Annotated in this window: 18 protein-coding genes; 6 read left to right on the forward strand and 12 right to left on the reverse strand. The window is 75.8% G+C overall.

Going from position 1 to position 25,225, the window contains the following annotated elements:
* Positions 1-42: 42 nt before the first annotated feature.
* A complete protein-coding gene (locus JNO44_RS09200) occupies positions 43-846 on the forward strand; it encodes an IclR family transcriptional regulator (protein ID WP_205362877.1) in 804 nt (267 codons plus the stop codon).
* A gap of 46 nt (positions 847-892) precedes the next feature.
* Here the strand turns inward: JNO44_RS09200 and JNO44_RS09205 are convergent, their stop codons facing one another.
* From JNO44_RS09205 to JNO44_RS09235, 7 genes are all read right to left on the reverse strand, one after another.
* The gene (locus JNO44_RS09205; RefSeq protein WP_205362879.1) at positions 893-5,584 is read right to left on the reverse strand and encodes a coiled-coil domain-containing protein; all 4,692 of its coding nucleotides are present in this window, start codon (positions 5,582-5,584) and stop codon (positions 893-895) included.
* A 55-nt stretch (positions 5,585-5,639) separates the two neighbouring features.
* Complete coding sequence (locus JNO44_RS09210; protein ID WP_205362881.1) at positions 5,640-6,569, reverse strand: hypothetical protein; 930 nt, start codon at positions 6,567-6,569, stop codon at positions 5,640-5,642.
* A gap of 94 nt (positions 6,570-6,663) precedes the next feature.
* Positions 6,664-8,202: a hypothetical protein gene (locus JNO44_RS09215; protein ID WP_205362883.1), complete on the reverse strand. Its 1,539-nt coding sequence runs from the start codon at positions 8,200-8,202 to the stop codon at positions 6,664-6,666.
* Positions 8,203-8,334: 132 nt separating this feature from the next.
* A complete protein-coding gene (pcp, locus tag JNO44_RS09220) occupies positions 8,335-9,021 on the reverse strand; it encodes a pyroglutamyl-peptidase I (RefSeq protein ID WP_205362886.1) in 687 nt (228 codons plus the stop codon).
* Between the two features lie 71 nt (positions 9,022-9,092).
* Positions 9,093-10,061 carry a DUF979 domain-containing protein gene (locus JNO44_RS09225; protein WP_073447397.1) on the reverse strand — a complete coding sequence of 323 codons (969 nt, stop codon included), beginning with the start codon at positions 10,059-10,061 and terminating at the stop codon, positions 9,093-9,095.
* Complete coding sequence (locus tag JNO44_RS09230) at positions 10,058-10,768, reverse strand: DUF969 domain-containing protein (RefSeq protein WP_205362888.1); 711 nt, start codon at positions 10,766-10,768, stop codon at positions 10,058-10,060. The genes JNO44_RS09225 and JNO44_RS09230 overlap by 4 nt, the downstream gene beginning before the upstream one ends.
* A gap of 222 nt (positions 10,769-10,990) precedes the next feature.
* Positions 10,991-11,734 carry a GntR family transcriptional regulator gene (locus tag JNO44_RS09235; RefSeq protein ID WP_205362890.1) on the reverse strand — a complete coding sequence of 248 codons (744 nt, stop codon included), beginning with the start codon at positions 11,732-11,734 and terminating at the stop codon, positions 10,991-10,993.
* A gap of 252 nt (positions 11,735-11,986) precedes the next feature.
* Here JNO44_RS09235 and JNO44_RS09240 point away from each other — a divergent pair, with 252 nt between their 5' ends.
* From JNO44_RS09240 to JNO44_RS09255, 4 genes are all read left to right on the forward strand, one after another.
* Positions 11,987-12,763 (forward strand): LamB/YcsF family protein, encoded by a 777-nt coding sequence (locus JNO44_RS09240; RefSeq protein ID WP_205362892.1) that lies wholly within the window; start codon positions 11,987-11,989, stop codon positions 12,761-12,763.
* Complete coding sequence (gene pxpB / locus JNO44_RS09245) at positions 12,760-13,491, forward strand: 5-oxoprolinase subunit PxpB (protein WP_205362900.1); 732 nt, start codon at positions 12,760-12,762, stop codon at positions 13,489-13,491. The genes JNO44_RS09240 and pxpB overlap by 4 nt, the downstream gene beginning before the upstream one ends.
* Entirely contained in the window at positions 13,488-14,381 is an 894-nt protein-coding gene (locus JNO44_RS09250) for a 5-oxoprolinase subunit C family protein (protein ID WP_205362903.1), read from the forward strand. The genes pxpB and JNO44_RS09250 overlap by 4 nt, the downstream gene beginning before the upstream one ends.
* 166 nt (positions 14,382-14,547) lie before the next feature.
* On the forward strand, positions 14,548-14,832 hold the full coding sequence (locus tag JNO44_RS09255) for a hypothetical protein (RefSeq protein WP_205362905.1): 285 nt from the start codon (positions 14,548-14,550) through the stop codon (positions 14,830-14,832).
* A gap of 88 nt (positions 14,833-14,920) precedes the next feature.
* On the opposite strand, the gene JNO44_RS09260 is transcribed toward JNO44_RS09255, so the two are convergent.
* From JNO44_RS09260 to JNO44_RS09280, 5 genes are all read right to left on the reverse strand, one after another.
* A complete protein-coding gene (locus JNO44_RS09260; RefSeq protein WP_205362907.1) occupies positions 14,921-18,544 on the reverse strand; it encodes a hydantoinase B/oxoprolinase family protein in 3,624 nt (1,207 codons plus the stop codon).
* Entirely contained in the window at positions 18,541-19,401 is an 861-nt protein-coding gene (locus tag JNO44_RS09265) for an SGNH/GDSL hydrolase family protein (RefSeq protein ID WP_205362909.1), read from the reverse strand. Before JNO44_RS09265 ends, JNO44_RS09260 begins: the two co-directional genes overlap by 4 nt.
* Positions 19,398-20,633: a glycosyltransferase gene (locus tag JNO44_RS09270; protein ID WP_205362911.1), complete on the reverse strand. Its 1,236-nt coding sequence runs from the start codon at positions 20,631-20,633 to the stop codon at positions 19,398-19,400. Before JNO44_RS09270 ends, JNO44_RS09265 begins: the two co-directional genes overlap by 4 nt.
* A complete protein-coding gene (locus JNO44_RS09275; protein ID WP_205362913.1) occupies positions 20,630-21,763 on the reverse strand; it encodes a glycosyltransferase family 4 protein in 1,134 nt (377 codons plus the stop codon). Before JNO44_RS09275 ends, JNO44_RS09270 begins: the two co-directional genes overlap by 4 nt.
* 113 nt (positions 21,764-21,876) lie before the next feature.
* Positions 21,877-23,301, reverse strand: coding sequence for a HEAT repeat domain-containing protein (locus tag JNO44_RS09280; RefSeq protein WP_205362915.1), 1,425 nt, complete (start codon positions 23,299-23,301; stop codon positions 21,877-21,879).
* Between the two features lie 311 nt (positions 23,302-23,612).
* On the opposite strand from JNO44_RS09280, the gene JNO44_RS09285 reads away from it, so the two are divergent.
* Positions 23,613-25,079 carry a PP2C family protein-serine/threonine phosphatase gene (locus tag JNO44_RS09285; RefSeq protein WP_205362916.1) on the forward strand — a complete coding sequence of 489 codons (1,467 nt, stop codon included), beginning with the start codon at positions 23,613-23,615 and terminating at the stop codon, positions 25,077-25,079.
* Positions 25,080-25,225 lie beyond the last annotated feature (146 nt).

Consider the following 25,225-nt stretch of genomic DNA (forward strand, 5'->3'; position numbering starts at 1 on the left):
AGGCGGGTCCGTCGGGGGCAACGGGTGGTGAGGCGAAGAGCCATGGCGAACACGACAGATGCGGCGGAGCAGCGCGCCGAGGAGCGGCGCGGGGCGAGTTCCGTGCAGTCCGTGGACCGCGCGGTGAGCGTGCTGGAGAGCCTGGCACGGCTGGGCGAGGCCGGGGTGACCGAACTCGCCGACGAACTGGGCGTGCACAAGTCGACGGCGTTCCGGATCCTGGGCGTCCTGGAGAACCGCGGCCTGGTCGAGCAGGAGAGGGAGCGCGGGAAGTACTTCCTGGGCGCCGGGGTGCTGCGGCTGGCCGGCGCGGCGGCGATCCGGCTGGACATCTCGCAGGAGGGCCAGCCGGTGTGCCGGGCGCTGGCCGACGAGACCGGGGAGACCGCCAACATCGCGGTGCTGGACGGCGATGCCGCGGTCAACATCATGCAGGCCCGGGGCTCCGCCGCGGTGACCGCCCACAACTGGCTGGGCCGCCGCACCCCGTTGCACGCCACCGCCAGCGGCAAGGTCCTGCTGGCCCACCTGCCCCGGGAGCGCCGGGAGGCACTGCTGGGCCGCACGCTGCCGCGGTTCACCGGCGACACCCTGACCGCCCCGGCCGCCGTCCGGGAGCAGCTGGCCGCCGCCCGCGAGGACGGATTCGCCTGCACCACCGAGGAGTTCGAGACCGGGCTGAACGCCGTCGCGGCGCCCGTCCACTCCTACGACGGGACGGTCATCGGGGCGATCGGGGTCTCCGGGCCCGCCTACCGGATGGCCCGGGAACACCTCCCGGAGCTGGCGAAGGCCGCGGTGAAGGCCGCGGCCGAGCTCTCCCGCCGCATGGGGCACGGCGGCTGAGCCCGGGCGCGGTGGCCGCCCCGCCCGTTCGGCCGGGGCGGCCCGCTCAGCCGGCGGTCGGCGCGGCCCCTGCCGGCTCCTCCGGGCGGCGGTACATCCGCGTCGCCGTGATCTCCCCGTGCACCACCTCGCCGGACGGGTCCGCCTGCGGCAGGCCCGGCCGCAGGTGCTCCTCGACGCTGATGTACTTCAGGCCCGCCCGCAGGTCCGCGTCGTTGCGCAGCCGGATCACCAGCGGGAACTCCGCGAGCGCGGTGGTGTCGAACAGGCCCGTGGTGTAGAGGAGTTGGACGCCCAGGGCGTCGGCGACGGCGCGCTGGAGCTCCAGCAGATAGGTGGCGTTGGCGCGGCCGATGGGGTTGTCGAGGAACAGCGTGCCGGCGTGCCGCTGCTTGTCGCGGCCCCGGTCGTTGCTGCGCAGCGCCGCCATCGTGCAGTACAGGGCGATGGCGGCGGTCAGCAGCTGGCCGCCGGAGAAGACGTCGCCCATCTGTCCCACCGGCACCCGCTCGGCGCGCAGCACGGCGTCCGGCTTGAGGATCTCCACCGCCACCCCGCGCGGCTGGAGCGCGGCCTGCACCCCGCGCAGCAGCAGGGACATCCCGTCCCGCCGCAGGTCGCTGTTCTTCTTGACCGCCGAGCGGGTCGCCTCGTCGATGACCTCGCCCAACCGCTCGGTCAGCGTGGCCTGGTCGGGGTCCTCGAAGCGGATCCGCAGGAACTCCTGGCCGGACCACTCCCCCAGCCCCTCCGGCAGCCGGGACAGCCGCTGGGCGGAGCGCAGCGTGGTCAGCGACGACTCGACCAGACCGCGCAGCCGGTCGACGATGGAGTCGCGGTTGCGCTCCAGCTGCGCCAGCTCGTCGGTGAGCACCCGCAGCCGGGGCGCGAACGCCTCCGCCCACTTGGCGGCGTGGTCCGGCAGCGCCGCGGCCGGCAGCTCCCGGATCTGCTGCCGGGCGGGGGTGCGCACCTGCTCGTAGCGGGTGGCGTTGGCGTGCCGGACGAGGACGTCGGCGGCCTCCCGGACCGCGGCCTCGGCGGCGGAGAGGTCGGCGGCGCAGCCGCGCAGCGAGCGGCGGGACTCCGCGGCGGCCTGCCGGGCCTCGACCGGACCGCCGGCGTACGGCTCGACGGCGGCGTCCTCGCCCTCCGCCCCCTTTTCGGCGTCCGGGTGGTCCCGCAGCAGATCGCGCAGCAGGGCGGCGGTCTCGTCGAAGCCGCCGGCCGCGTCCTCGGCGCCGCGGTGTGCGCGCAGCAGCTCCTCGTGCTCGGCGCGGGCGGCCTCAAGTGCCTCGGTGGCGGTGGCCAGTTCGCCGTTGGCGGTGCGCAGCAGCTCCTTGGCCCGGTCGGCGTCGGCGGGTGCCAGCTCCTCGGGGAGCTCGGTGTGCGCCTCGCCGTCGGTGGGGGCCAGCCGCTCCGCCTCGCCGCGCAGCCGGCCGAGTTGCTCGCTGGCCGCCGAGGCGCGGGTCTCCAGCATCTGCACCAGCGACTCGGCGCGGCCGGCGGCGGCCTGCCGGGACGGGCCGTCGGCGGCGTCCGGGCTCTGGAGCAGCTGTTCGGCGCGGGTGCGGACCTTGTTGGTGAGGCGATTGAGCTCGGCCAGGGCGGCGGACTCGTCGCCCTCGGCGCGGGCCTGCTCGGCGCGCAGATCGGCGCCGACGCCGACCTTCTCGTAGAGCTGGGAGGCGGCGCGGTACGCCTCGCGGAGCGCGGGCAGCGAGGCGGTCGGCTCCTGCGGGGCCTCGCCCAGGTCGTCGGGGACGCCGGCGATCTCGGCGCGCTCGGCGCGCAGCGCGCGGGCGGTGCGGCGGGCGTCGTCGGCGGCCCGCTGGGCGGCCCGGCGGTCCTCGTCGGCGGCCCGGGCGCGGTCCACGCACTCCTCGGCGCGGGCCTCGAACTCCACTGCCTCGTCGGCCAGTTCCCGCATCCGGGACTGCCAGCCGGCGCGCTCGCGGAGCCGGTGGGCGAGGCCGGCGAGCAGGTCGGCGGCGCGCCGGGCGCGCTGGGCGGCCTCCTGCCGCTCGTCGCGCACCCGGGTGGCCTCGGTGGCGACCTCGTCGGCCTCGGCACGGGCCGTGCGGGCCTCGACCAGCTCGGCGGCGGCCTCCTCCGCGGCGGTTCGGGCGGCCTCCGCGGCCTCGGCGAGCTCGGTGAGCCGGCCGGCCGGGCAGCCGGCGCGCCAGGAGCCGAGGCGGGCGGCGAGCGCGCGGTCGCCGGCGAGGCGGGCGGCCAGCACCCGGATCGCCTCGTCGCGCTCGGTGGCGCGGGTGCGCAGCGCGCGGCGCTCCTCGTCGGCGGCGGACTCGTCGTGCATGGCCGGGTTCGGCGGGACGAGAAATACGCCGGAGACGCTGCTGTCCTGCGCGTCGGGGGCCGGGGTGGGGGCCAGCAGCGCGGCGGCGGTGCCCACCGCCACGGCGGAGCGGGGCAGCAGCGCGGCCTGCGCCAGCACCTCGCGGGCCCGGGCGTGGGTGTCGGGGTCGGTGATGATCACGCCGTCGACCAGCTCGGGGCGGGCGGCCAGCACCCGGGCGTGGTCGGCGGGGTCGACGGACTGGGCGAGATAGCGCCAGCCGGGCAGCGCGGGGATGCCGTGCTCGCCCAGATACTCCACCGCGGCCAGTACGTCGGGGCCGGGCGGCAGCAGCCCGCCGTCGCCCAGTGCGCCCAGGATGCGGGCGTCGTCGGCGGCGGCCGTGCGCAGGTCGAACAGCTGGCGCTCGGCGGTGGCGACGCCCTGCTCCAGCAGCTCGTGCAGGGCGTCGGCGCTGCGGTCCAGCTCCTCCGCGGTGAGCGGGCCGGCGGCGCGGCGCGGGGCCGCGGATCCGGTGCCGTCGGCCGTGCGGGGGCCGGGCAGGGCGATCGTCGACGCCTCGGGGAGGCCGAGGAGTTCGGTGAGCCGCTGCTCGGCGCCGATCGACTCGGCGGCCCGCCGCTCGGCGTCGTGGGCCCGCTCGGCGGCCTGGGCGGCGTCCTCGGCGCGGGCCGCGGCGAGTTCGGCGGCGGAGTGCCGGGCGGCGGTCTCGCGGGCCCGGTCGGTGGCGTGCCGGGCCGACTCGCGGGCCGCGTCCCACGCCTCGACGGCGGTCTTCTCGGCGTCGGAGGCGGCGAGCGCGGCGCGGGCCGGGTCGGCGTCGGGGTCAGCGCCCTGGGCGGCATCGAGCCAGCCGGCCCGGACCGCCTCCGCGGTCTCCTCGGCGACCTCGGCGAGCCGCTGCTTGAGGTGGTCGGACTCGCTGCGGGCGCGCTGGGCGTGGGTGGCGGCGCCGGTGGCGGCGCGGTGCGCGGACTCGCCGGTCTCCTGGAGGGCGGCGGAGCGCTCCTCCTCCTCGTTGGCGACGCGTTCGCTGGCCTCGGCGGCGCCGTGCAGGGCGCGCACCAGGTCGGCGGCGGCGGTGGCGCGGGCGGCCAGCGCCGGGGCGGCGTCCCGCTCGGCCTCGCGGATGGCGGCGGCGACCCGGGCGGAGCGGTCGGCGGCGGCCCGGTGCCGCAGCGCGATCTCGGCGGCCTGCCAGGCACTGTGCAGCGTCCGGGCGTCGTTGAGCTCGCGGCGCTGGGCGGTGGCGCCCTTCTCGGCGGCGGCGAGGGCCAACGAGGCGTGCCGGTAGGCGAGTTCGGCGGATACCAGGGAGCGGCGCTCGCGGCCGCGCTCGGCGTCGGTGACCCGGTGCGCGGCGGCGGCGACCGCCTCGGCCAGCTCGGCGGCCCGACCGCGCTCCTCGGTGCCGCGGGCGTGCAGCCGCTGGGCCAGGCCGCGGGTGCGGCGCTCGGCGCCGGCGTGCACCTCGCGGGCCCGTTCGCGCGCCTCGGCGGCCTCGGCGATCCTGGAGAGCAGGTCCAGCGAGCCGGCGGTGAAGTCGCGTTCGGCGGTGAGCTCGGCGCGGCGGCCGAGCTTGTGGGCGAAGCCGTGGACGAGGTCGGCGAGGCCGTCGGTGTCCCGGGTGTCGGTGACGGCGCGCAGCAGCAGGTCGGTGAAGTCGGAGTCGTTCTTGACCGCGAAGAGGCCGGCCGCCTCGCCCTCGTCGGCGTTCATCTCCCGCTGGTAGCGGAAGAGTTCGGGGTCCAGGCCGAGGTCGCCGAGGTGTTCGTTCCAGCGCTCGTGGACCTCTTCCCAGACCACGTCGAGGTTGGGGTAGTTCTTGCCGGCCTCGGTGAGCGCGTCGCGGAAGCCCTTCATCGTGCGGCGGCGGCCGTGGGCGCCGGAGCCGCCCTCGCCGTGCTCCGTCCGGGGGCGGACGAGGGTGGCCTCGGCGACCGGGAGGGAGTCCAGGCTCATCCCGGGGCCGGGGCGGAAGCTGTACCACGCCTCGGCGAACTTGCGGGGGTCGTTGGAGACCTGGCGGCCGCGCCATTCGCTGACCTTGCCGACCACGACGGACTCGCCGGTGACGACGTGCTGCCATTCCAGGGCGACGTGGCCGCAGTCGTCGGCCAGCAGGAACTTGCGCAGCACGCCGGAGCTGGCGCCGCCGAGGGTGTTGCGGTGGCCCGGCAGCATCACCGAGAAGATCAGCTTGAGCAGGACGGACTTGCCGCCGCCGTTCTCCAGGAAGAGCACGCCGGCCGGGGCCGGGCGGCGCGGCGGGCCGACCGGTTCGTCCTCGAAGAAGTCCGCCTGGGCCGGGGCCGGCTGCGGCACCGGCGCGCCGACCCCGCGCAGGTCCAGGACGGTGTCGGCGTAACGCGCACCGGCGGGCCCGATGGAGTAGAGACGGACCCGGGACAGCTCGTACATGGCGGACTCTCGTTGGTGTGTGGAGGGGTCGGTGGGCGGGGAGGGCGGCGGGGGGTCAGCCGGAGTGGAACGGCAGGCCGGCCTCGGCGACCAGGTCGAGGTCGTCGGTCTCCTCACCGGGCAGCAGCGAGGCGCTGCCGTCGGAGACCGGCACGATGCCGAGCTCCAGCAGCTCGGCCATGGCGGCGGTGCCGGCCATGTCGCGGACCTGGAGCTGATAGCGGGCGGTGGTGCGGTAGGCGCCGCCGGCGTCGTCGCCGGTGCGCTGGAGGAAGCCGGAGTCGACGAGGAAGGTGACGGCCTTGGCGATGATGCCGGTGGTCGAACCGGCCAGCCGCCGGGCGTCCTTGGTGGCGCCGGTGGCGCTGCGCCGGGCATAGACCCGCCAGGCGGACTCCAGGCCGGGAGCGTCGGTGACCGGGTCGGTGTTCTCGCCGTCCTGCTCGGCGCGCTCCTCCAGGCGGCGGCACGCCTGGCGGACGAAGGCGTCGACGCCGTTGACGGTGATCCGGCCGATGTAGCCGTCGTCGGCGAGGTCCTCGGGGCGCGGGAAGGACATCGCGGCGATCGCCAGATGGGCCAGGCCGTGCAGGAAGCGGTCGGCGGAGTCGGCGGAGGCGCGGCGGGCGTAGTCGCCCATCCGGACCGCGAAAACCGAGTCCTCGGCGGCGGCGACGGCCATCCCGGCGCGGGTGGAGACCTCCAGGACGACCAGGCCGAGGCCGCCGGCGACGGCGTCGGCGAGCCGGGCGAAGGCGGGCTCGTCCCGATAGCGGCGGAGCAGGTCGGCGTACTCGACGTCCCGGGCCGGCAGCAGCTTGGGCTGGAGGCCGAAGGAGACCAGCCGGGCGGCGTCGGCGGCGTCGGCCGGGGTGAGGGCCGCTGGGGGCGTTTCGGGGGCGTCGGCGGGCGCGCCCCAGGCCGTTTCGCCGGTGTCCGGCGCCGGGTCGGGCTGCGGCACCTCGTCGGCGTCGTACTGGGTCACGGGAGGAGCTCCTTGCGGGGGACGGTCGGGGGTATCGCGGAGCGGAGCGGGGGCGGTCCGGCCGCTATCAGGAGGCGGGGCTGCGCGGCGGGCATCAGGCGACCTCGGAGCGGTCGGCGGCCATCCCGGCCGCGTCCAGCAGGGCGGTGCCGACGATGAGGTCGGCGCCGCCGAACTCGGGGTCGATCAGCTCGGTGCCGTCGTCGACGGCGAAGAGCAGCTGCTGCTCGCCCTGGCGGTAGGCGGTGCCGACCGGGGGGCTGGCGGCGTGCACCGCCAACAGGGCGACCAGATACGGGAGTTCGGGGTCTTCGCGGCGGGCCTCGGCGAGCAGGCCGGAGAGCCGGCGGGGGGCGTCGGCGGGCAGCGCGAGCAGCGCCGTCGCGGCGTCGAGCTGGGCCTCGCTGAAGCGGCTGTCGTCGGGCGTGGCGACCAGGTCGGGCTCGGGCATCTCGGCGCCCAGGTGCTCGCGCTCCACGGGCGGGGTGAGCAGCACCTCGACGAGATCGGCGACCCGGACGGCGGCGGGGGTGCGCAGGCCGGTGCCGCGGGCGAAGAAGGCGTCGGTGACCCGGGTGGCCTGCTCGACGGGGAGCGGGAGAACGGGGGCGACGAGCTGACCGTAGAGGTCGAGGCCGGTGCGGGCGGCGGGGGCGGCGAACGCCTGGCGGTCCTGCTCGGCCCGGAAGAGCGGGCCGGCCTCCAGGAGCCGGGACTGCAGCTGGGTGTGCCGGCGGATGCAGTCCTTGACGATGTCGACCAGCTCGGCGGCGCGCCGCTTGTGCTCGCCGGTGCGCGCGTCGACGGCCTCGGCCTCGTCGCGGGCCTTGCGGATGTTGGTGAGGATGGCGTTCTCGTGGCGGTAGCGGTCCGCGACGTGGTCCAGGGCCTCGTTGATCATGTCGGGGACGGTGCGCAGCCAGTCGACCGAGCGGACGTTGCGCCGGGTGGCCTCCAGGGTCTTGCGGAGGGTCTCGGCGTACTGGACGGTGCGGTAGCGGGCCTGCTCGGCGGCGAGCTGGGCGTCGGCCAGCCGGCCCCGGCTGATCAGCACCTCCAGCTTGACCTCGGCGGCGATCTGGGCGCTGGTGACGTCCGTGTCGAGGGCGCCGACGAGGACGTTGACCGCCTCGTCGGTGGCGCGGAGGTAGACCGTGCCGCCGGCGCCGGGGACCTCCTCGACGAGCTTGAAGTCGTAGTCGCGGCGGACGTATGCGCCGTCGGTGTCGAACGTGCCGTAGACGGCGCGGAAGCCGCGGTCGACGCTGCCGACGTTGATGAGGTTCTCCAGCACCCAGCGGGCCACCCGCTCGTGCTCCGCGGCGGGGCGGTCCGGGGCCTGGGCGGCGATCCGCGGGAGGACCTTGGCCACTATCTCCTCGTGGTCGGCGCCGGTGTCGAAGTCCATGTTCAGGGTGACCAGGTCGATGACGGCGAGCGCCACCTCCGCCATCGCGTAGACCCCGTACTCGCCCGCGAGGTTGGCCTTGCGCGCGTCGAGGTCGTGCAGCGGCGCGGTGCACGCCAGCGCGCGCAGCCGGCGGGCCAGTCCTTCGTCGGCGGCCGGGCCCGGCGCGGGCCGGCCGTGGCCGTTGAGCTGGGGCGCAGCGGCCCCCGGGGCGGAGAAAGTCACGTCGCACAGCGTAGGCGCTGGCACCGACAACGGACGAAACGGCGCGGATCGGCTCATGGGCGGACCGCCGCCGGATTCCCGACGGGGCCCACGGGCCGGCCGACCGGTCATTTTACCGGCGGCGCCGGCGGCTCAGTGCGTGGCCCCCTCGGCGACCCGCAGGTCGGTGCGGGTGCGGGCGGCGGTGACGGCGATCTCGCGCAGCGCGGTGGCGACCGCGTCGACCGGCAGCGACGGCTGGGCGCGGTCGGTGACCTGCTCGGGCGCGTAGGGGATGTGCACGAATCCGCCGCGCACATGGGGCAGTTCGGTGGCGATGAGGTGGGCGAGCCCGTAGAAGACGTGGTTGCAGACGAAGGTCCCGGCGGTGTTGGAGACCGAGGCCGGCAGGCCCGCGGCGCGCACCGCGGCCACGCACGCCTTGATCGGCAGGGTGGCGAAGTAGGCGGCGGGACCGCCCGGCACGATCGGCGCGTCGATCGGTTCCGCGCCCGCGTTGTCGGGGATGCGGGCATCGTCCACGTTGAGGGCGACGCGTTCGACGGTGAGGTCCGGGCGCCCGCCCGCCTGTCCGACACATACCACGATGTCTGGATCCACCTCGTCGATCGCCGTGCGCAGGACGGTCAACGACTCGCCGTAGACGCAGGGGAGTTCGGCGGCGTGCAGCGCCAGCCCGTCGAGCGGGGCGGCCACCGCGGCGCGCACCGCGCGCCAGGACGGATTGGTGGGCTCGCCGCCGAACGGCTCGAAGCCGGTGAACAGGACGCGGGTGGGCGGGGTGGGAGTCGTGCGGCTCGGCGGGGTGGCGGAGGTCATGCGGTCCCTCTCGGGCGGTGCGAAGGCGGGCGGAGCGGACGTCGACGACCGTGGGCGACCGTCGGGGCGGGTCAGAACGCGAACAGCGCCATGATCACGATGTTGCAGCCCAGCAGGATGCCGGCGGTCGGCAACTGCGCCTTGATGGGCCCGTACTGGTCCTTCAGTTCCAGTAGCGCCGCCGGGACGATGTTGAAGTTGGCGGCCATCGGGGTGACCAGCGTCCCGCAGAAGCCGGCGAGCATGCCGAGGGCCAGGACGGCGGCCGGGTTGCCGTGGAAGTGCCCGATCAGGACGGGCCAGCCGACGGCGGCGGTCATCACGGGGAAGGCGGCGAAGGCGTTGCCCATGATGAGCGTGAAGGCGAACATGCCCACGCAGTAGACGACCACGGCGACGTAGAGGGAGTCCTTCGGCAGCACGGCGGTGGCGAGCTTGCCGACCTGCCCGCCGACGCCGGATACCTGGAAGATGGCGCCGAGCGTGGCCAGCATCTGCGGCAGCAGCATCGCCCAGCCCATCGCCTCCAGCATGGTGCGACCGGACTGCACGGGCACCGAGAGGCGCTTCTCGCGCAGCAGCACCATGCCGACGACGAGCGCGACGACCGCGCCGAGGCCGAGGCCGAGGATGGTCTCGCTGCCCGTCTGGAGGACCGGTTCGCCCCCGATGGACAGGTGCTTGACGCCGATCGCGCAGGCCATCGCGACGACCGGGATGGTCAGGGCCGGGACGAAGAGCTTGTTGCCGAGCCGGGCGGCGCTCGCCGTGCGCTCCTCGGGGGTGGTGGTGCGCGGGGTGCCGCGGCCGGTGAAGCCGAAGCCGGCGAGGACGGCCATGACGAGCACCGCGGCGCCCAGCGGTTCGGCCGGCGCCTGCTTGGTGACGACCCAGCTGCTGTAGATGAACCCGGCGCCGATCAGGCCCCAGAAGGCGCCGGTACCGAAGCGCTTGGGGTTGCTGCGGTCGGTGACCATCTGGGCGGCCATCACCAGGAAGCTGAGGCCGACGAGCCAGTAGAACCACTCTGCCTTGATCATCGGTCGGCCCCTTCTGCGGTGGTGGGGTGGGTGTCGGCGGCGAGCAGTTCGCGCTCCAGGAAGCGGTCCAGTCGCAGCAGCCGCCAGCCGTGGACGACGAAGGCGCACAGCGCGGTGGGGATCGCCCACAGCGCCAGGTGCAGCGGTTCGAGGTGGGTCCCGTAGGTGGTGTTGACGAAGCCGGTGATCAGCAGGATCGAGCCGACGGCGAGGAAGACGTCCTCCCCGAAGAAGAGGCCGACGTTGTCCGCGCCGGCCGCGAACGAGCGGATCTTCTCCCGGGTGCGGGCGGGGAGTTGGCCGTAGCGGCGCTCGGCGGCGCCCTCCGCCATCGGGACCGCCAGCGGGCGGACGGTCTGGGCGTGCCCGAAGACGTTGGTCAGGCCCACAGCCGCGCCGATCTGCCGCAGGCCCAGGTAGAGCGCGAGGAACCGCCCGGTGGTGAGCCGGCCGAACCGGGCGATCAGGGTGCGGGCCTGCTCCTGGAGGCCGTAGCGCTCCAGGAGGCCGATGACCGGGAGGGTGATCGCGAAGATGGTCACCGCGCGGCTGCCGGCGAAGCCCTCGCCGAAGGCGGCCAGCACCTTCGCGGGCGAGAGCCCGCCGAGCAGACCGGTGATGATGCCGGCCGCCGCGACGACCAGCAGGGCATTGCGTTTCGTGGCGAAGCCGATCACGACCACGAGCACGCCGAGGAGGACGATCATGGATCCGCCTTCCGCGTAGACGGGTCCCCCGCGGATGCGCGCCGCGACGGCGACGGGCAGCGGACACTGGGGGAGCGTTGAAGGGTTGCTCAGGAATTGCAGCGGAGGCTATGCGATTGTTGAACGATCCGACAAGGGGTTGGGGACGACAAAACAGGACCGGGGGTCGGTCCGCCGGGTCCGCTCGATGGCTCTGCCCGATGGGCGAGGGTCGGACAGGCCCTAGCCCTCGGCGATGCGCTGGGCGTACGCGGCGGAGAGCTGGGCGCGCGAGTCCTCCAGATAGGCGCGCAGCAGCCGTTCGGCCTCGACCGCGTCGCCGGCCAGCAGGGTCTCGGCGATCTGCCGATTACGGACCAGATAGGGCGAGTGGAAGCGCCGCGGGTCGTCCATCACGTGGAAGACCAGGCGGAGTTCGGCCAGCACGCCGCGCATCAGCTCGTCGGTGCGCGGGCTGCCCGCCAGCGCGACGACGGCCTGGTGGAAGCGGAGGTTGGCGGTCGACAGCTCGGCCCAGACGCGGTCCGCCGCGGCCGCCTCGCCGGCCCGCACCGCCTCCTCGATCGCCGCCACCGAACGGGCGGTCGCGGCGTCGTACGGCCCCGGCCCCAGCCCGCGCACCGCGGCGCACTCCACCAGCATCCGCACCCGGAAGATGTCGTCGAGGTCCTCGACGGTCACCATCCGCACGAAGACCCCGCGGTTGAGCCGGTGTTCCAGCAGCCGCTCGTGGGTGAGCAGCCGGAACGACTCGCGCAGGGTGTTGCGCGAGACGCCCAGCGCGCCACCGATGCTTTCCTCCGACAGCCGCACGCCGGGCGGGAAGTAGCCCTCGGTGATCCGTTCGCGCAGGATGTCGGCGACCCGCTCGGCCGTGCTGGCGCGGCCGAGCAGGGCGCGGTCCCGTTCCAGTCCCGCGACCTCGGCGAGCCGCCGCTGATCGTTCTTCGCCACTCCGCCGGCCATACCGCTGTCCGCTCCGTCCGTTCGGACGGACCGGCGAGGCCCGTCCCGCTGCGCTGTCAGCCGAAGTCAATCCCAGATGACGGGACGGGACAACACACCTCTTGTCGGATCGTTCAACGATCTGTACGTTGACTTGCGCTGCGGCCCCCCACGTTCTCCCCCCACATTCCCCTCCCCCATCCCCCTCTCGCTTGCTGTCACCCTCCCCTCCCCCTCCGCATCCCTGCACCCGCGCACCCGGAACGGACATCCATGAGCGACTCCGCGGCCCCTCCCCTCATCGACCTCAACGCCGACCTCGGCGAAGGGTTCGGCCGCTGGCAGCTCACCGACGACGAGGCCCTGCTGTCCGTCGTCACCAGCGCCAACGTCGCCTGCGGCTTCCACGCCGGCGACCCGAGCACGATGCGCCGGGTCTGCGCCCTGGCCGCCGAGCGCGGGGTGGTGATCGGCGCCCAGGTCTCCTACCGCGACCTGGCCGGCTTCGGCCGCCGCGCCATGGACGTGCCGCCCGAGGAACTGGCCGACGAGATCACCTACCAGATCGGCGCGCTGGAGGTCTTCGCCCGCGCGGCCGGCGCCCGCGTCGGCTACGTCAAACCGCACGGCGCGCTCTACAACCGCTGCGTCCACGACGCCGAACAGGCCGCCGCGGTGGTCGCCGGGATCCGTGCCGCGGGCGGTCGCCTGCCGGTCCTCGGGCTGCCCGGGTCCCAACTGCACCGGGCCGCCGCGGAGGCCCGACTCCCGGTCGTCGGCGAGGCGTTCGCCGACCGCGCCTACACCGACCGGGGCACGCTCGTGCCGCGCCGGGAGCCGGGCGCGGTCGTCCACGACCCCGACACGGTGGTCAAGCGCGCCGTGGGCCTGGCCCGCGACCGGGCGGTCACCTCCCTGGGTGGCACCCGGATCGCGGTCGCCGCGCGCTCCCTGTGTCTGCACGGCGACACCCCGGGCGCCGCGGAGCTGGCCCGACGGGTCCGGTCCGAGCTGACCGCGGCCGGCGTCCACATCCGGAGCTTCGCATGACGTCCCAGGGCGCGGGGGCGGCGACCGGCGGGGCCGGGCTGCCGCCCCTGACGACGCTGCCGGTCGGCGACCACGGGCTGCTGATCGAACTGCCGACCTCCCGGGACGTCGAGGCGCTGCACGCCGAGCTGCTGCGCCGGGCCGCCGCCGGCACCCTCCCCGCGGTCCGCGAGATGGTGCCGGCCGCCCGCACGGTCTTCCTCGACGGCCTGGCCGACCCGTCCGCGCTGGCCGCGGAGCTGGCCGGCTGGCGGATCCCTCCGCCGACCACCGACGACCGCCCCGCCGTGGAGCTCCCGGTCCACTACGACGGTCCCGACCTCGCCGAGGTCGCCGCGCTGTGGGGGATGTCCGCCGACGAGGTGGTCCGCCTGCACTCCGGCACCACCTTCCGGGTCGCGTTCTGCGGATTCGCGCCCGGCTTCGGCTATCTGACGGGGCTTCCCGCGCACCTGCACGTCCCCCGCCGGGAGAACCCCCGCACCCGGGTCCCGGTCGGGTCGGTCGGCCTGGCCGGCGCGTACACCGGGATCTATCCGCGCTCCTCCCCCGGCGGCTGGCAGTTGATCGGCCGTACCGACGCCGTCCTGTGGGATCCCCGGCGCGAACCGGCGGCGCTGCTCGCCCCCGGTACCCCGGTCCGCTTCGTCCCCGCGGACGCCACCGTCCCGACCCCGCGCACCGCCCCGTCCCGCCCCGACCGCGCCCCCGAGGAGCCCGCCCGATGACCGACCGCGCCCTCTCGGTGGTCCGGGCCGGTGCGCTCACCACCGTCCAGGACCTCGGCCGGCCCAGCCACGCCCACCTGGGGGTGCCGCACTCCGGTGCGCTGGACGGGCCCGCACACCGGCTCGCCAACCGCCTGGTGGGCAACCCCGCGTCGGCGGCCACCCTGGAGACCACCCTCACCGGCTGCGCCGTCCGGCTGCGGACCGCCGCCACCGTCGCGGTCACCGGAGCCCCCTGCCCGGTGACGGTGGACGGCCGCCCCGCCCCGTGGGGCGCCCCGGTCCACGTCCCGGCCGGCGCCGTGCTGGAGGCCGGGACGGCCACCCACGGGCTGCGCGCCTACCTCGCCGTCGCCGGCGGCATCGACGCCGAGCCGGTGCTCGGCAGCCGCGCCACCGACCTCCTCTCCGGCCTGGGCCCGGCCCCGCTCGCGGACGGCGCGGTGCTCCCGCTGGGGTCGCCGTACGGTCCCCCGGCGGCGGCCGACGCGGTCCCGCACGCCGGGCCGGCGGCCGAACTCGTGCTGCCGTTCCTGCCCGGTCCGCGCGACGACTGGTTCACCGCGACCGGGCTGCGCACGCTGGCCGCCGGCCGGTTCCGGGTCTCCGCGGCCTCCAACCGGATCGGGCTGCGCACCGAGGGCCCGTCCCTGGAGCGCGCCCGGGACGGCGAACTCGCCAGCGAGGGCATGCCGTTGGGCGCGCTCCAGGTGCCGCCGAACGGCCTGCCGGTGCTGTTCCTGCACGATCACCCCACGACCGGCGGCTACCCGGTCGTGGGGGTCGTCCCGGAGCGGTGGCTGGCCGCGGCGGCGCAGGCGGTACCGGGGACCCCGGTGCGGTTCGCACGGATCGGCCGACGGCCGGAGCGGGCGGCGCGCCCCCGGTGACGGCGGCGCGGACCGCCGCCCGAAGTACGCCCCGTGCGCCGGGCGTTCACGCCCGGCGCCCCGCCCCTCCTCGCGTCACGGGCACCGCAGCTGGGCACGGTCCGTAGCGGATCAGATGCCCCGAGTGACCCGCTCGGGCTCCCGCACGGAAGGAACCGCCACCACCATGCGCCTCATCCCTCGCCTCGCCGCCGCCCTCAGCGGTCTCACCCTCGCCCTCGGCGGTGTCGTCGCGCTCGCCCCGGCCGCCCACGCCACCCCGCAGGCGTGCTTCTACACCGTCCTGGAACAGCACCCCGGCGCCGATCCGGAAGTGGCCGAAGGAGCATGTCTGCTCGGGCGCGAGGGCGGCCCCGCGGGCGTTCGAGCTTGCTACGCCGAACTGCGGCGGGACTACGTGCCCGCGGTGATCGCCCTCGGGGCGTGCCGCCGCGCGGCGGCGGAGGAGTAGCCCGCGCGAACAACCCGGTGCCCGGCCGCGGACCCTGCGGTGTCCCCGGTCGGGCGCCGGACGGCAGGCGGGAGTTCGACGGCAGCGCCTAGGCCACCCCGTACCCGCCGCCGCCCGGTGTGCGGATCACCAGCACGTCGTCCACCCCGACCTCCGCCGTGTCGCACCCCCGCAACTCCTCCCGCGAACCGTCCGCCCGCTCCAGGAAGTTGACGCCCAGCGCCCCCGGCCCGCCGCCCGCCATCCCGTACGGGGGGACCCGGCGGTGGCCGGAGAGCAGGGCGACGGTCATCGGCTCCAGGAACCGCAGCCGCCGCTCGACCCCGCGCCCGCCGTGCCAGCGTCCGGTGCCGCCGCTGCCGTCGCGCAGCGCGAAGCCGTCGACGCGGACCGGATAGCGCCACTCCAGCACCTCGGGGTCGGTGAGCCGGGAGTTGGTCATGTGGGTCTGGACGGCGTCCGCGCCGTCGAAGCCGTCGCCGGCGCCGGAGCCGCTGGCGACGGTCTCGTAGTACTGCACCCGGTCGTTGCCGAAGGTGAGGTTGTTCATCGTGCCCGAGCCCTCGGCCTGCACGCCGAGGGCGGCGTAGAGCGCGCCGGTGACCGCCTGGGAGGTCTCCACGTTCCCCGCGACGGTGGCCGCCGGGAAGACGGGCGCCAGCATCGAGCCCTCCGGGATGCGCACCTCGACGGGCTTGAGGCAGCCGCTGTTGAGCGGGATGTCCTCGGCGACCAGGGTCCGCAGCACGTACAGCACCGCCGCCATCACCACCGAGCTGGGCGCGTTGGTGTTGCCGGGCTGCTGCGGCGAGGTGCCGGCGAAGTCCAGCACCGCGCTGCGGGCGGCGCGGTCCACGGTCACCGCGACGCGGATCTCCGCGCCGCCGTCCGTCTCGTAGCGGTAGTGCCCGTCCGGCAGCCGGGCCAGGATCCGGCGCACCGACTCCTCGGCGTTGTCCTGGACGTGCCGCATGTAGGCCCGTACGACGTCCAGCCCGAACTGGTCGGTCATCCGGCGCAGTTCGTGGATGCCCTTCTCGTTGGCGGCGATCTGGGCGCGCAGATCGGCGAGGTTGACGTCCGGGGCGCGGGACGGATACGGCCCGGAGCAGAGCAGTTCGCGGGTCTCCCGCTCGCGCAGCCTGCCGTCCCGGACCAGCAGCCAGTTGTCGAAGAGGACCCCCTCCTCCTGGATGGTGCTGCTGAACGCGGGCATCGAACCGGGGGTGATCCCGCCGATCTCGGCGTGGTGGCCGCGGGAGGCGACCAGGAAGAGGAGTGCGCCGCCCGAGGGGCCCGGCGGGGCGAACACCGGGGTGACGACGGTGATGTCCGGCAGATGCGTCCCGCCGTGGTACGGGTCGTTGATCGCGTACACATCGCCCGGCCGCAGGTCGCTCCCGCGCCGTCGCAGCACCTCCTTGATGGACTCGCCCATCGACCCCAGGTGGACGGGGATGTGCGGGGCGTTGGCGATCAGATTGCCCTCGGCGTCGAAGAGCGCGCAGGAGAAGTCCAGCCGCTCCTTGATGTTGACGGAGTGCGCGGTGTTCTCCAGGCGGACGCCCATCTGCTCGGCGATGGCCATGAAGAGGCTGTTGAAGACCTCCAGCAGTACGGGGTCCGCCGCGGTGCCGACGGCGATCCGGTCGGGGCGCGGCCGGGCCCGGGTGAGCAGCAGATGGCCGCGCTCGCCGACAGCGGCCCGCCAGTCGGGGTCGAGGACGGTGGTGGCGTTCTCCTCGGCGATGATCGCCGGGCCGGTGAGGACGTCGCCGGGCCGCAGGTCGCCGCGGCGATGGAGCGCGGCGTCCCGCCAGCGCCCGCCGACGTACATCCGGACGTTCGCCGCGGGAGCCAACTCCCCGTCCCGCTCGGCCAGTCGGACGTCGTAGCCGGTCGCGCCGCCGGCCGCGCCGCGCGCCTCCACCGACACCGCCTCGGCGACCAGCGGCTTGTCCATGGTGAAGGCGTACCGCTCGCGGTGTGCCCGGACGAACGCGGCGGTCATGGTGGCGGGGTCGGCGAGCGGCACGGCGAGGGCGGCGTCGGTCCCGGCGTAGCGGACCAGGACCCGGGCGCGGGTGGTGAGCGACGCGGCCGGCACGCCGTCGTCGAGGAGCTCGCGCCGGGTCTGCCGGGCGAGGGCGTCGCAGACCGCGCGGACCCGGTCCATCCCGCCCGGTTCCGCGAACCGCTCCTCGACGGCCTGTTCCCGCATCGCGGTGGCGTCGGCGACCCCGATGCCGTACGCGGAGAGCACCCCGGCCAGCGGCGGGACCAGGACGGTGCCGACGCCCAGCGCGTCGGCGACCGCGCAGGCGTGCTGGCCGCCGGCGCCGCCGAAGCTCACCAGCGCGTAGCGGGTGATGTCCCGGCCGCGCTGGACGGAGATCTTCTTGACCGCGTTGGCCATGTTGAGCACCGCGATGTCCAGGAAGCCGGCGGCGACGTCCTCGGGGCCGCGGTCGTCGCCGGTCGCGGCGGCGGCCCGGGCGGCCAGCTCGGCGAACCGGGTGCGGACCGTGGCGGCGTCCAGCGGCTGGTCGCCCTCGGGTCCGAACACCGCGGGAAAGTGGTCGGGTTGGATGCGGCCGAGCATCACGTTGGCGTCGGTGAGGGTGAGCGGGCCGCCGCGCCGGTAGCAGGCCGGTCCGGGGTCCGCGCCGGCCGAGTCGGGGCCGACCCGGTAGCGGCGGCCGTCGAAGTGCAGCACGGATCCGCCGCCGGCCGCGACGGTGTGGATGTTCATCATCGGGGCGCGCATCCGCACCCCGGCCACCTCGCTGCCGAAGATCCGCTCGAACTCGCCCGCGTAGTGCGACACATCGGTGGAGGTGCCGCCCATGTCGAAGCCGATCACCCGGTCGAAGCCGCCGCCCGGACCGCCGGCCTCCGCTGCCGTCCGCACCATGCCGACCACCCCGCCCGCCGGACCGGACAGCACCGCGTCCTTGCCCCGGAAGTGGGTGGCCTCCCGCAGCCCGCCGTTGGACTGCATGAACAGCAGCCGGATCCCGGGGAGTTGGGCGGCGACCTCGTCGACGTACCGCCGCAGGATCGGCGAGAGGTAGGCGTCGACGACCGTGGTGTCGCCGCGCGCCACCAGCTTCATCAGCGGACTGACCTCGTGCGAGCAGCTGACCTGGGTGAAGCCCGCCTCCTCCGCCAGCTCGGCGACCGCCCGTTCGTGCGCGGGGTGGCGGTAGCCGTGCAGCAGCACCACGGCGGCGCTGCGCAGGCCGTCCGCGCGCGCCCGGAGCAGCTCCCGGCGGACCGGCTCCCGGTCGAGCGGCCGGACCGGCTCCCCGCGGGCGCCGACCCGTTCCGGCACCTCGATGACCCGGTCGTAGAGCGCCTCGGGCAGCACGATCCGCCGGTCGAAGATCCGCGGCCGGTTCTGGTACGCGATCCGCAGCGCGTCCCGGAAGCCCTCGGTGGTCAGCAGCACCGTCGGCTCGCCGGTGCGCTCCAGGAGGGCGTTGGTGGCGACGGTGGTGCCCATCCGGACGACCGAGACCCGCTCGGCGGGCACCGGTGCGTCCGGGGCGAGCCCCAGCATCATCCGGATCCCGGCGACCGCGGCGTCCCGGTAGCGCTCGGGGTGGTGGGACAGCAGCTTGCCGGTGACCAGGCGCCCGTCCGGGCGCCGGCCCACCACGTCCGTGAAGGTACCGCCGCGGTCGATCCAGAACTCCCAGCGTCCGGTCACCCCGCCATTGTGGCAGCGCCGCCCGGTTCGGACAGGGCCGCGAGCGCACTGCGGGTGGCCCGCTCGGCGGCGGCGTCCAGCAGCCGACCGGATCCGGCCAGGCCGTACCGGCACTCCCGGACGGCCAGCGCCAGCAGGCCGGGCAGCAGGTCGGTGCACCGGTCGGCCACCCACCGGGTGCCGCGGGTCGCCATCCACAGCGCGGCACCGGCCCGGGTCGGCGGCGGGCCGTCCAGGTCCAGCGGGGGCGGCGGGCCGGCGGCCAGCCCACGGGCGGCGAGCGCGGTGTGGAAGTCGCGGGCCAGCAACCGGTGGCCGCGCTCGCTGGGGTGCAGCCGGTCCACGCTCCAGGTGGCCCGGTCGGCCACCCACGGATGCTCGGCGAGGTGGACGTGGACGCCTCCGTAGCGCGTGGAGACCGCGTGCACCACGGTGTTGACGGCGCGCATCCGGCGGGCCAGGGGGCGGGCCAGCGGCCCGGGCAGCCCCAACATCCGCCCGGGGTCGGGCAGACACGCCGTCAGCACCACGGTGCCGTCGGCGCTCAACGTGCCGTGCGTCCGGTCCAGCGCGGCGGCCACCCGCTCGATGGCGAACGCCGCGCGCAGCGTGTCGTTGGCGCCGGCCAGGAGCGACGCGAAGCGCGGGGCGAGCTCCCGGGCCACCGGCAGCTGCTCCCGCGCCACCTCGTCGGCCAGCGCCCCGCTGCGCGCGAGGTTCACCAGCCCCACACCGCCCGGCCGTTCCCCCAGCGCGCCGGCGAGCAGCGCCGCCCAGCCCCGCCAGCCGCCGCCCGCCACGGGGTCGCCGAGTCCCTCGGTCAACGAGTCCCCCAGGGCCACGAACCGGGGCGTCACCAGGCACTCCAGGGACCCACGGCCCGCGGCCCGGGCCTCCCGGCCAGTCGCCCGCCGGCCGGCCGCGGTGCGTCGTGGGCCGCCAGGAACGCGGCCACCGCCGGCTGCCAGCCGTAGCCCTCGGCGCGCCGCCGCGCGGCGGCCCGGCGGGCCGGCTCGGGCCGCGCCAGCACCCGCTGCACCGCGTCGGCGAAGGACGGGCCGTCGTCCAGCGCGGTGTCCCCGCCGTCGCCCACCAGGCCGGCCAGCGCCGAGGTCGCGCTGGCGACCGCCGGGGTGCCGCAGGCCAGCGCCTCCAGCGCGGCGAGCCCGAACGTCTCGGCCGGGCCGGGCGCCAGGGCCAGGTCGGCACTGGCCTGGAGCGCCGCCAGCCGCCCCGGGTCGGCGAGGTGCCCGAGGAACGTCACCGGCAGCCGCCCGGTCCGCGCCCGGTGCTCCAGCCGGGCCCGCAGCGGCCCGTCGCCGGCCACCACCAGCGCCGCGTCGACACCCCGCCGGCGCAGTTCGACGAGCGCGTCCAGGGCCCGCCCGGGCCGCTTCTCCGTCGACAGCCGGGAGCACATCAGCAGCAGTACGGCGGCGCCCCGGGCGTACCGGTCGCGCACGGCCGGGCTGCGCAGGCCCGGGTGCCGGGCGGTGAGATCGACGCCGAGCGGCGCCCGTACCACGTTGCGCGCACCCGCCCGCAGGAACTCCGCCGCCGCCCACTCGGTGGTGCACACCACCCGACTGTAGGCATACGCGGTACGGGAGTTGACGCGGTCGGCGACGGCGCGGGCCAGCGGGCGCGGCACGCCCCAGGTGTGCAGCACCCCGTCCACGCTCTCGTGCGACACCATCACCGCGGGGACCCGGGCCCGCCGGGCCCACTCCCCCGTCCACCGCAGCGTCGTGCGGTCCGAGACCTCCAGCCGGTCCGGGGCCAGCTCCGCCAGCAGTCGTCGGAGCCGGGGGCGGTCGGTCAGCACCCGGTAGCCGCCACTGCCGGGCACCAGCGGCCCGGGGAGGGTCAGCACCCGTCCCTGCGCGGTCTCCTCGTCCCGTATGCCGCGCGACCCCAGCGCGTCCGGCGGGCCGGGCACGATGAGCAGCGGCTCGTGGCCTGCGGCCCGGTAGCCGGCGCCCAGCTCGCGCAGCGCGGTGCGCAGCCCGCCGGAGGCCGGGGCGACGAAGTTGGCGATCCGGACGATCCGCAGTCCGGCCCGGGCGTCCCGGGTCCGGCGGGCGGTCACGCCGCCACCGCCGTCCGGTCGGCCAGCACGTCCGCGTAGTGGCCCAGCAACTGGTCGCCGACCGCCTCCCAGGTGCGGGCCGCGACCGCCTGCCGGGCGGCGGCGCCGTACCGCACCCGCAGCTCCGCGTCGCCGCCCAGCGCCCGTACCGCGTCCCGCAGGGCGCCGCCGTCCCCGGGCGGGACCAGCAGCCCGGTCCGCCCGTGGTCGACGAGGTCCAGCGGCCCGCCGGCGGCCGGCGCGACCACCGGGACGCCGGAGGCCATCGCCTCCTGCACGGTCTGGCAGAAGGTCTCGTACGGCCCGGTGTGCACGAAGACGTCCAACGAGGCGTACAGCCGGGCCAGTTCGTCGCCCGTCCGGCGGCCCAGGAAGCGCGCCTCGGGCAGCTGGGCCCGGAGGGCGGCGGCGCTGGGCCCCTCCCCGATCACCACGGTGCGGACGCCGGGGAGCCGGGAGGTCTCGGCCAGCAGCCGGACGTCCTTCTCCGGCGCCAGCCGCCCCACGTAACCCACCAACATCTCCCGCCCCGCCAGCAGCGAGCTGCGCAGCACCGCGTCCCGCCGCCCCGGGTGGAACCGCGCCGAGTCGACCCCGCGCGGCCACAGCCGCACCCGGGGCACGCCGTGCTCGGTCAGGTCCAGCAGCGCCGCGCTGGACGGGGCCAGGGTGAGGTCGGCGGCGGCGTGCACCGCCCGGATCCGCCGCCAGGCCGCCGCCGCGCCGCGCCCCAGGTAGGTCCGCGCATAACGCGCCATGTCGGTCTGGTACACCGCGACCGCCGGCACCCCCCGCCGGGCCGCGGCCGCCATCCCGCGCGCCCCGAGCACGAACGGGCTGGCCAGGTGGACCAGATCGGGCCGGTGTCCGTCCAGCGCCGCGGACAGCCGCCGCCCCGGCAGCGCGATCCGCACCTGCGGGTATCCGGGCAGCGGCATCGAGGGCACCCGCACCACCGGGCACGGGCTCTCGTAGGCGAGCGCGGCGGCGGCCGGCGCGGAGTTCGCCAGCGGCGCGATGACCAGCGGCTCGTGCCCGCGTCGGACGAGGTGGCGGGCGGTTTCCAGGGCACAGTGCGCGACGCCGTTGACGTCGGGCGGGAAGGATTCGGTGACCAGGGCGACACGCATACCGCTGTTGTCGGCGGACCGTGCGTGGACCGGGCCAAGGGGATCTTTCCAACCGGCGAACGTCCCATGAGCGTTCGCCGCTGCGCCCGATCAGGCGGGCATCGCCCGCGGCGTCACACCGCCGAGGCGTCCGGGCCGATGCGGGCGCGGACCGCGGTCTGCACCTCGGCCTCCTCGGCCGGGTCGGCGGCGAGCCGGCGGAGCTGTTCGACGACCCGGTCGTCGCCGGTGGCCGCGTGCCGGGCGGCCAGTTCCCGGGTGGTCTCCTCGCAGTCCCACAGGCACTCGACGGCGAAGCCGGCGGCGAACCCGGGGTCGGTGACGGCGAGCGCGGCGGCGGCCCGACCGCGCAGATGGGAGGAGGAGGTCTCGCGGTAGAGGTGGCGCAATACGGGGGCGGCGCAGGTGATCCCGAGGCGGCCGGCCCCGTCCACCAGCTCCCACAGCGCGTCGGCGTCCGGGCCGTCCTCCCGCACGGTGCGGCGCAGCGCGGCCAGCACCAGGTCGGTGTCGCGGCGGGCCCCGCGCCGGGCGAGCATGCCGGCGGCGGACGCGCCCAGCCGGTCGGTGCGCGCGGCCCACCCCCGGGCCCGCTCGACGGCGGCCACGCTGCGCATCCGCTCGTACGAGGAGAGCGCGGCGGCGACCAGCGGTTCGGCGGAGAGCGGATCGGTGACGGCGGCCTCGACGAGGTCGAGGACCTCCGGGTCGCCGCGTTCGGCGAGGTGGTGCAGGACGGCGGCGCGCGCCGCGTCCGGCCCGTCGCGACCGGCCCGCAACAGCTCGGCGCGGTCCTCGGGACCGGCGACGGCGCTCAGGCAGCGGGCGGCGGCGATGTAGCGGTGCTCCCCGGGGCGCGGTTCGAGCTCCTGCTGGGCCCACTCCAGCACCTCGGTCACGCTCCAGCCGGGGCGCGGTCCGCGCGGTCGGAGCTGCCGCTGCCAGCGGTCGAAGGAGCCCTGTTCCCCGGCTGCGGCCAGCCGCGCGCGGTAGCGGGGGTCCTCGGCCCACAGCCGCCAGGGGCGGGGCTCGAAGGCGTCGCGGACGGCGGTGGCCAGCTGGGCGTCGCCCTCCGGCGTCTCGGGGAAGCGGGCCAGGACGGCCGGCGCCAGCCCGATCAGCCCGGCGTCGTCGTCCCGCAGCGCGAGCTCGTCGAGGGCCCAGCGCCAGTTGCCGCCGACCGCGGCGTAGCTGCGCAGCAGCAGGCGGGCGGCGTCCCTGCCGTACGCGGCGAGGTGGCCGAGGACCGAGAGGGCCAGGCCGGTGCGCTCCTCGCCGGTGTCGGTGAGGTCGTCGGGGTGGAACAGGTGCCGTTCGATCTCCTCAAGGCCGCCGTCGAGCTGCATGTAGAGGCGCGCGTAGTAGAGCGAGCGGTTCTCCACCTGCCAGTCCCGGCGCGAGTCGCACAGCACACTGTCGTTGAGTGCCGCGAGCGCCTCGGCCCGCGGCGCCGCGAGGGCATGCAGGGTCCCGTCGCCGCGGCCTCGCTGAAGGAGGCCGAGCAGGGTGCCACTGGGCGCTATGTCTGGATCGAACATGAGGTCAGCATCCGGTGCGGGGGACAGGCTGGCAACGGGATTTCCGCTGACCGGCATTCTTGCCGGTGACTGCGGGCCCTATGCGTCGTTCCCCCCATGGATCGGCGGGGTAGACAGCTGTACGGCGGCCGAAGCCTAGCGTGGAACGCGTTATTCCGCCGATTCGGCCCGACCACCGAAGGGAGGCCGTTGACATATGCCAGGTGCACCACCGTATCGGGTAATGCCAAATCCCTTACGGACGGTCGCAGCCTGTGCAAGAGTCGTAACCGGCCCATACGTTCCGGCGCCGCCTGATCACGGAGTACGTCATGCCGCCCCCTCTCTTCGCGGATCACCCAGCCGATCGGACCCCCGAGCGTGACACGGTCGAGGCACTCATCTCGCAGGCCCGCACCCTGCGCGGTGGCCTCGATGCGGTACGCAGAGAGTCCTCGGTGGCCGGTGACCTCGCCGCCGACCCGCAGCTGCGCTGGCAGCGGGCGCTGTGCGACCTCGCCGTCCACCACCTGGACGACCTCGGCGGCCACCTCGACCAGCTCAGAGAGGGCCTGCCCGCCGACCTGACCGACGTCGTGGAGCCGCCCGTCGAGCTGCCGGCGGCGCCGCCGGAGCCCGCGGCACCCGAGCGCGGCGCACTGCTGCGCCGGGTGGGCAGCGCCGAGTGGAATCTGCTCACCGACGAGGTGACCTGGTCCGACGAGCTCTTCACGATGTTCGGCCGGGAGCCCGCCGACGGACCGCTGACCCTGGACGAGCTGCCGTCCCTGGTGCATCCCGACGACCAGGAGAAGCTGGCCGTGATGGTCACCGACTGCCTGGTGGACGGCCGGCCCATCGACGGCGAGTTCCGGATCGTGCGCGCCGACTCCGGTATCCGCACCGTCCACATGGTCGGCGAACCGGTGCTCGACTCCGACGGCGGCACGGCCTGCATGTGGGCCGTCCTCCGCGACGTCAGCGAGCTGCGCCGCAGCCAGATGGCGGTGCGGGAGACCGGTGACTCGCTCCAGCGCCAGCGGCACATCGCGCAGACCGAGCACCGGCTCGCGGTCGAGCTGCAGGAGGCCGTGCTGCCGCCCTGGCGCGGCTCGCTGCGCTTCCCCGAGGGCGGCCCGGTCACCCTGGACCTCGCCGGCCGCTACCTCCCCGCCGGCAGCTCCGCACTGATCGGCGGCGGATGGTACGACGCGCTGCAACTCCCCGACGGGCGCACGCTGTTGAGCGTCGGCGACCTCACCGGGCACGGGGTCGCGGCGACGTCCGGGATGGCGATGGTGCTGGGTGCGCTGCGCGGGATGGCCGTGGCCGGCCACCGGCCGGGGCAGCTGATGGCCTTCCTCAACCAGCTGCTGGACACCGCCGCCCAGCCGGCGCTGGGCAGTGCGGTGTGCTGCCAGTTCGATCCCGCGACGCGGACGCTGGAGTGGGGCCAGGCCGGGCACCCCGCACCGCTGCTGTTCCGCGGCGGCACGGGGCGCGCGCTGGACCCGCCGGAAGGCGTACTGCTCGGCGCCACGACGGGCGCGCACTACGGCCAGCACACCGAGCAGCTGGAGCCCGGCGACCTGCTGGTGCTGCACACCGATGGACTGGTCCCGCGCCGCGCCCACGGCCCGGAGAGCACCCATGAGGGCACCGAGCGGCTGCTGGACCTGGCACCGCGGTTCGGCGCGGCCCGCAGCGCGCAGGACAGCGTCCGCATCGTGGTCGAGGAGTTCGGCGCGACCGAGCGCGAGGACGACACCTGTGTCCTGATCGCCAAAGTCGGCGACTGACGCACGGCGCGACCGTCCAGGGCGGACCGGCTGCGCGAGAGCCGGCCGCCCCGAAAGGCCCCGGTCATTAATGGGGTGTCATATATCAGCTGACGCAGCATGGTTGGCAGATCGTCCGGCGGATGGTCCGCTGGACTTCGGTCGGT

Origin of the sequence: Streptomyces noursei, assembly GCF_016917755.1 — a bacterium.
GTDB lineage: Bacteria > Actinomycetota > Actinomycetes > Streptomycetales > Streptomycetaceae > Streptomyces > Streptomyces yunnanensis.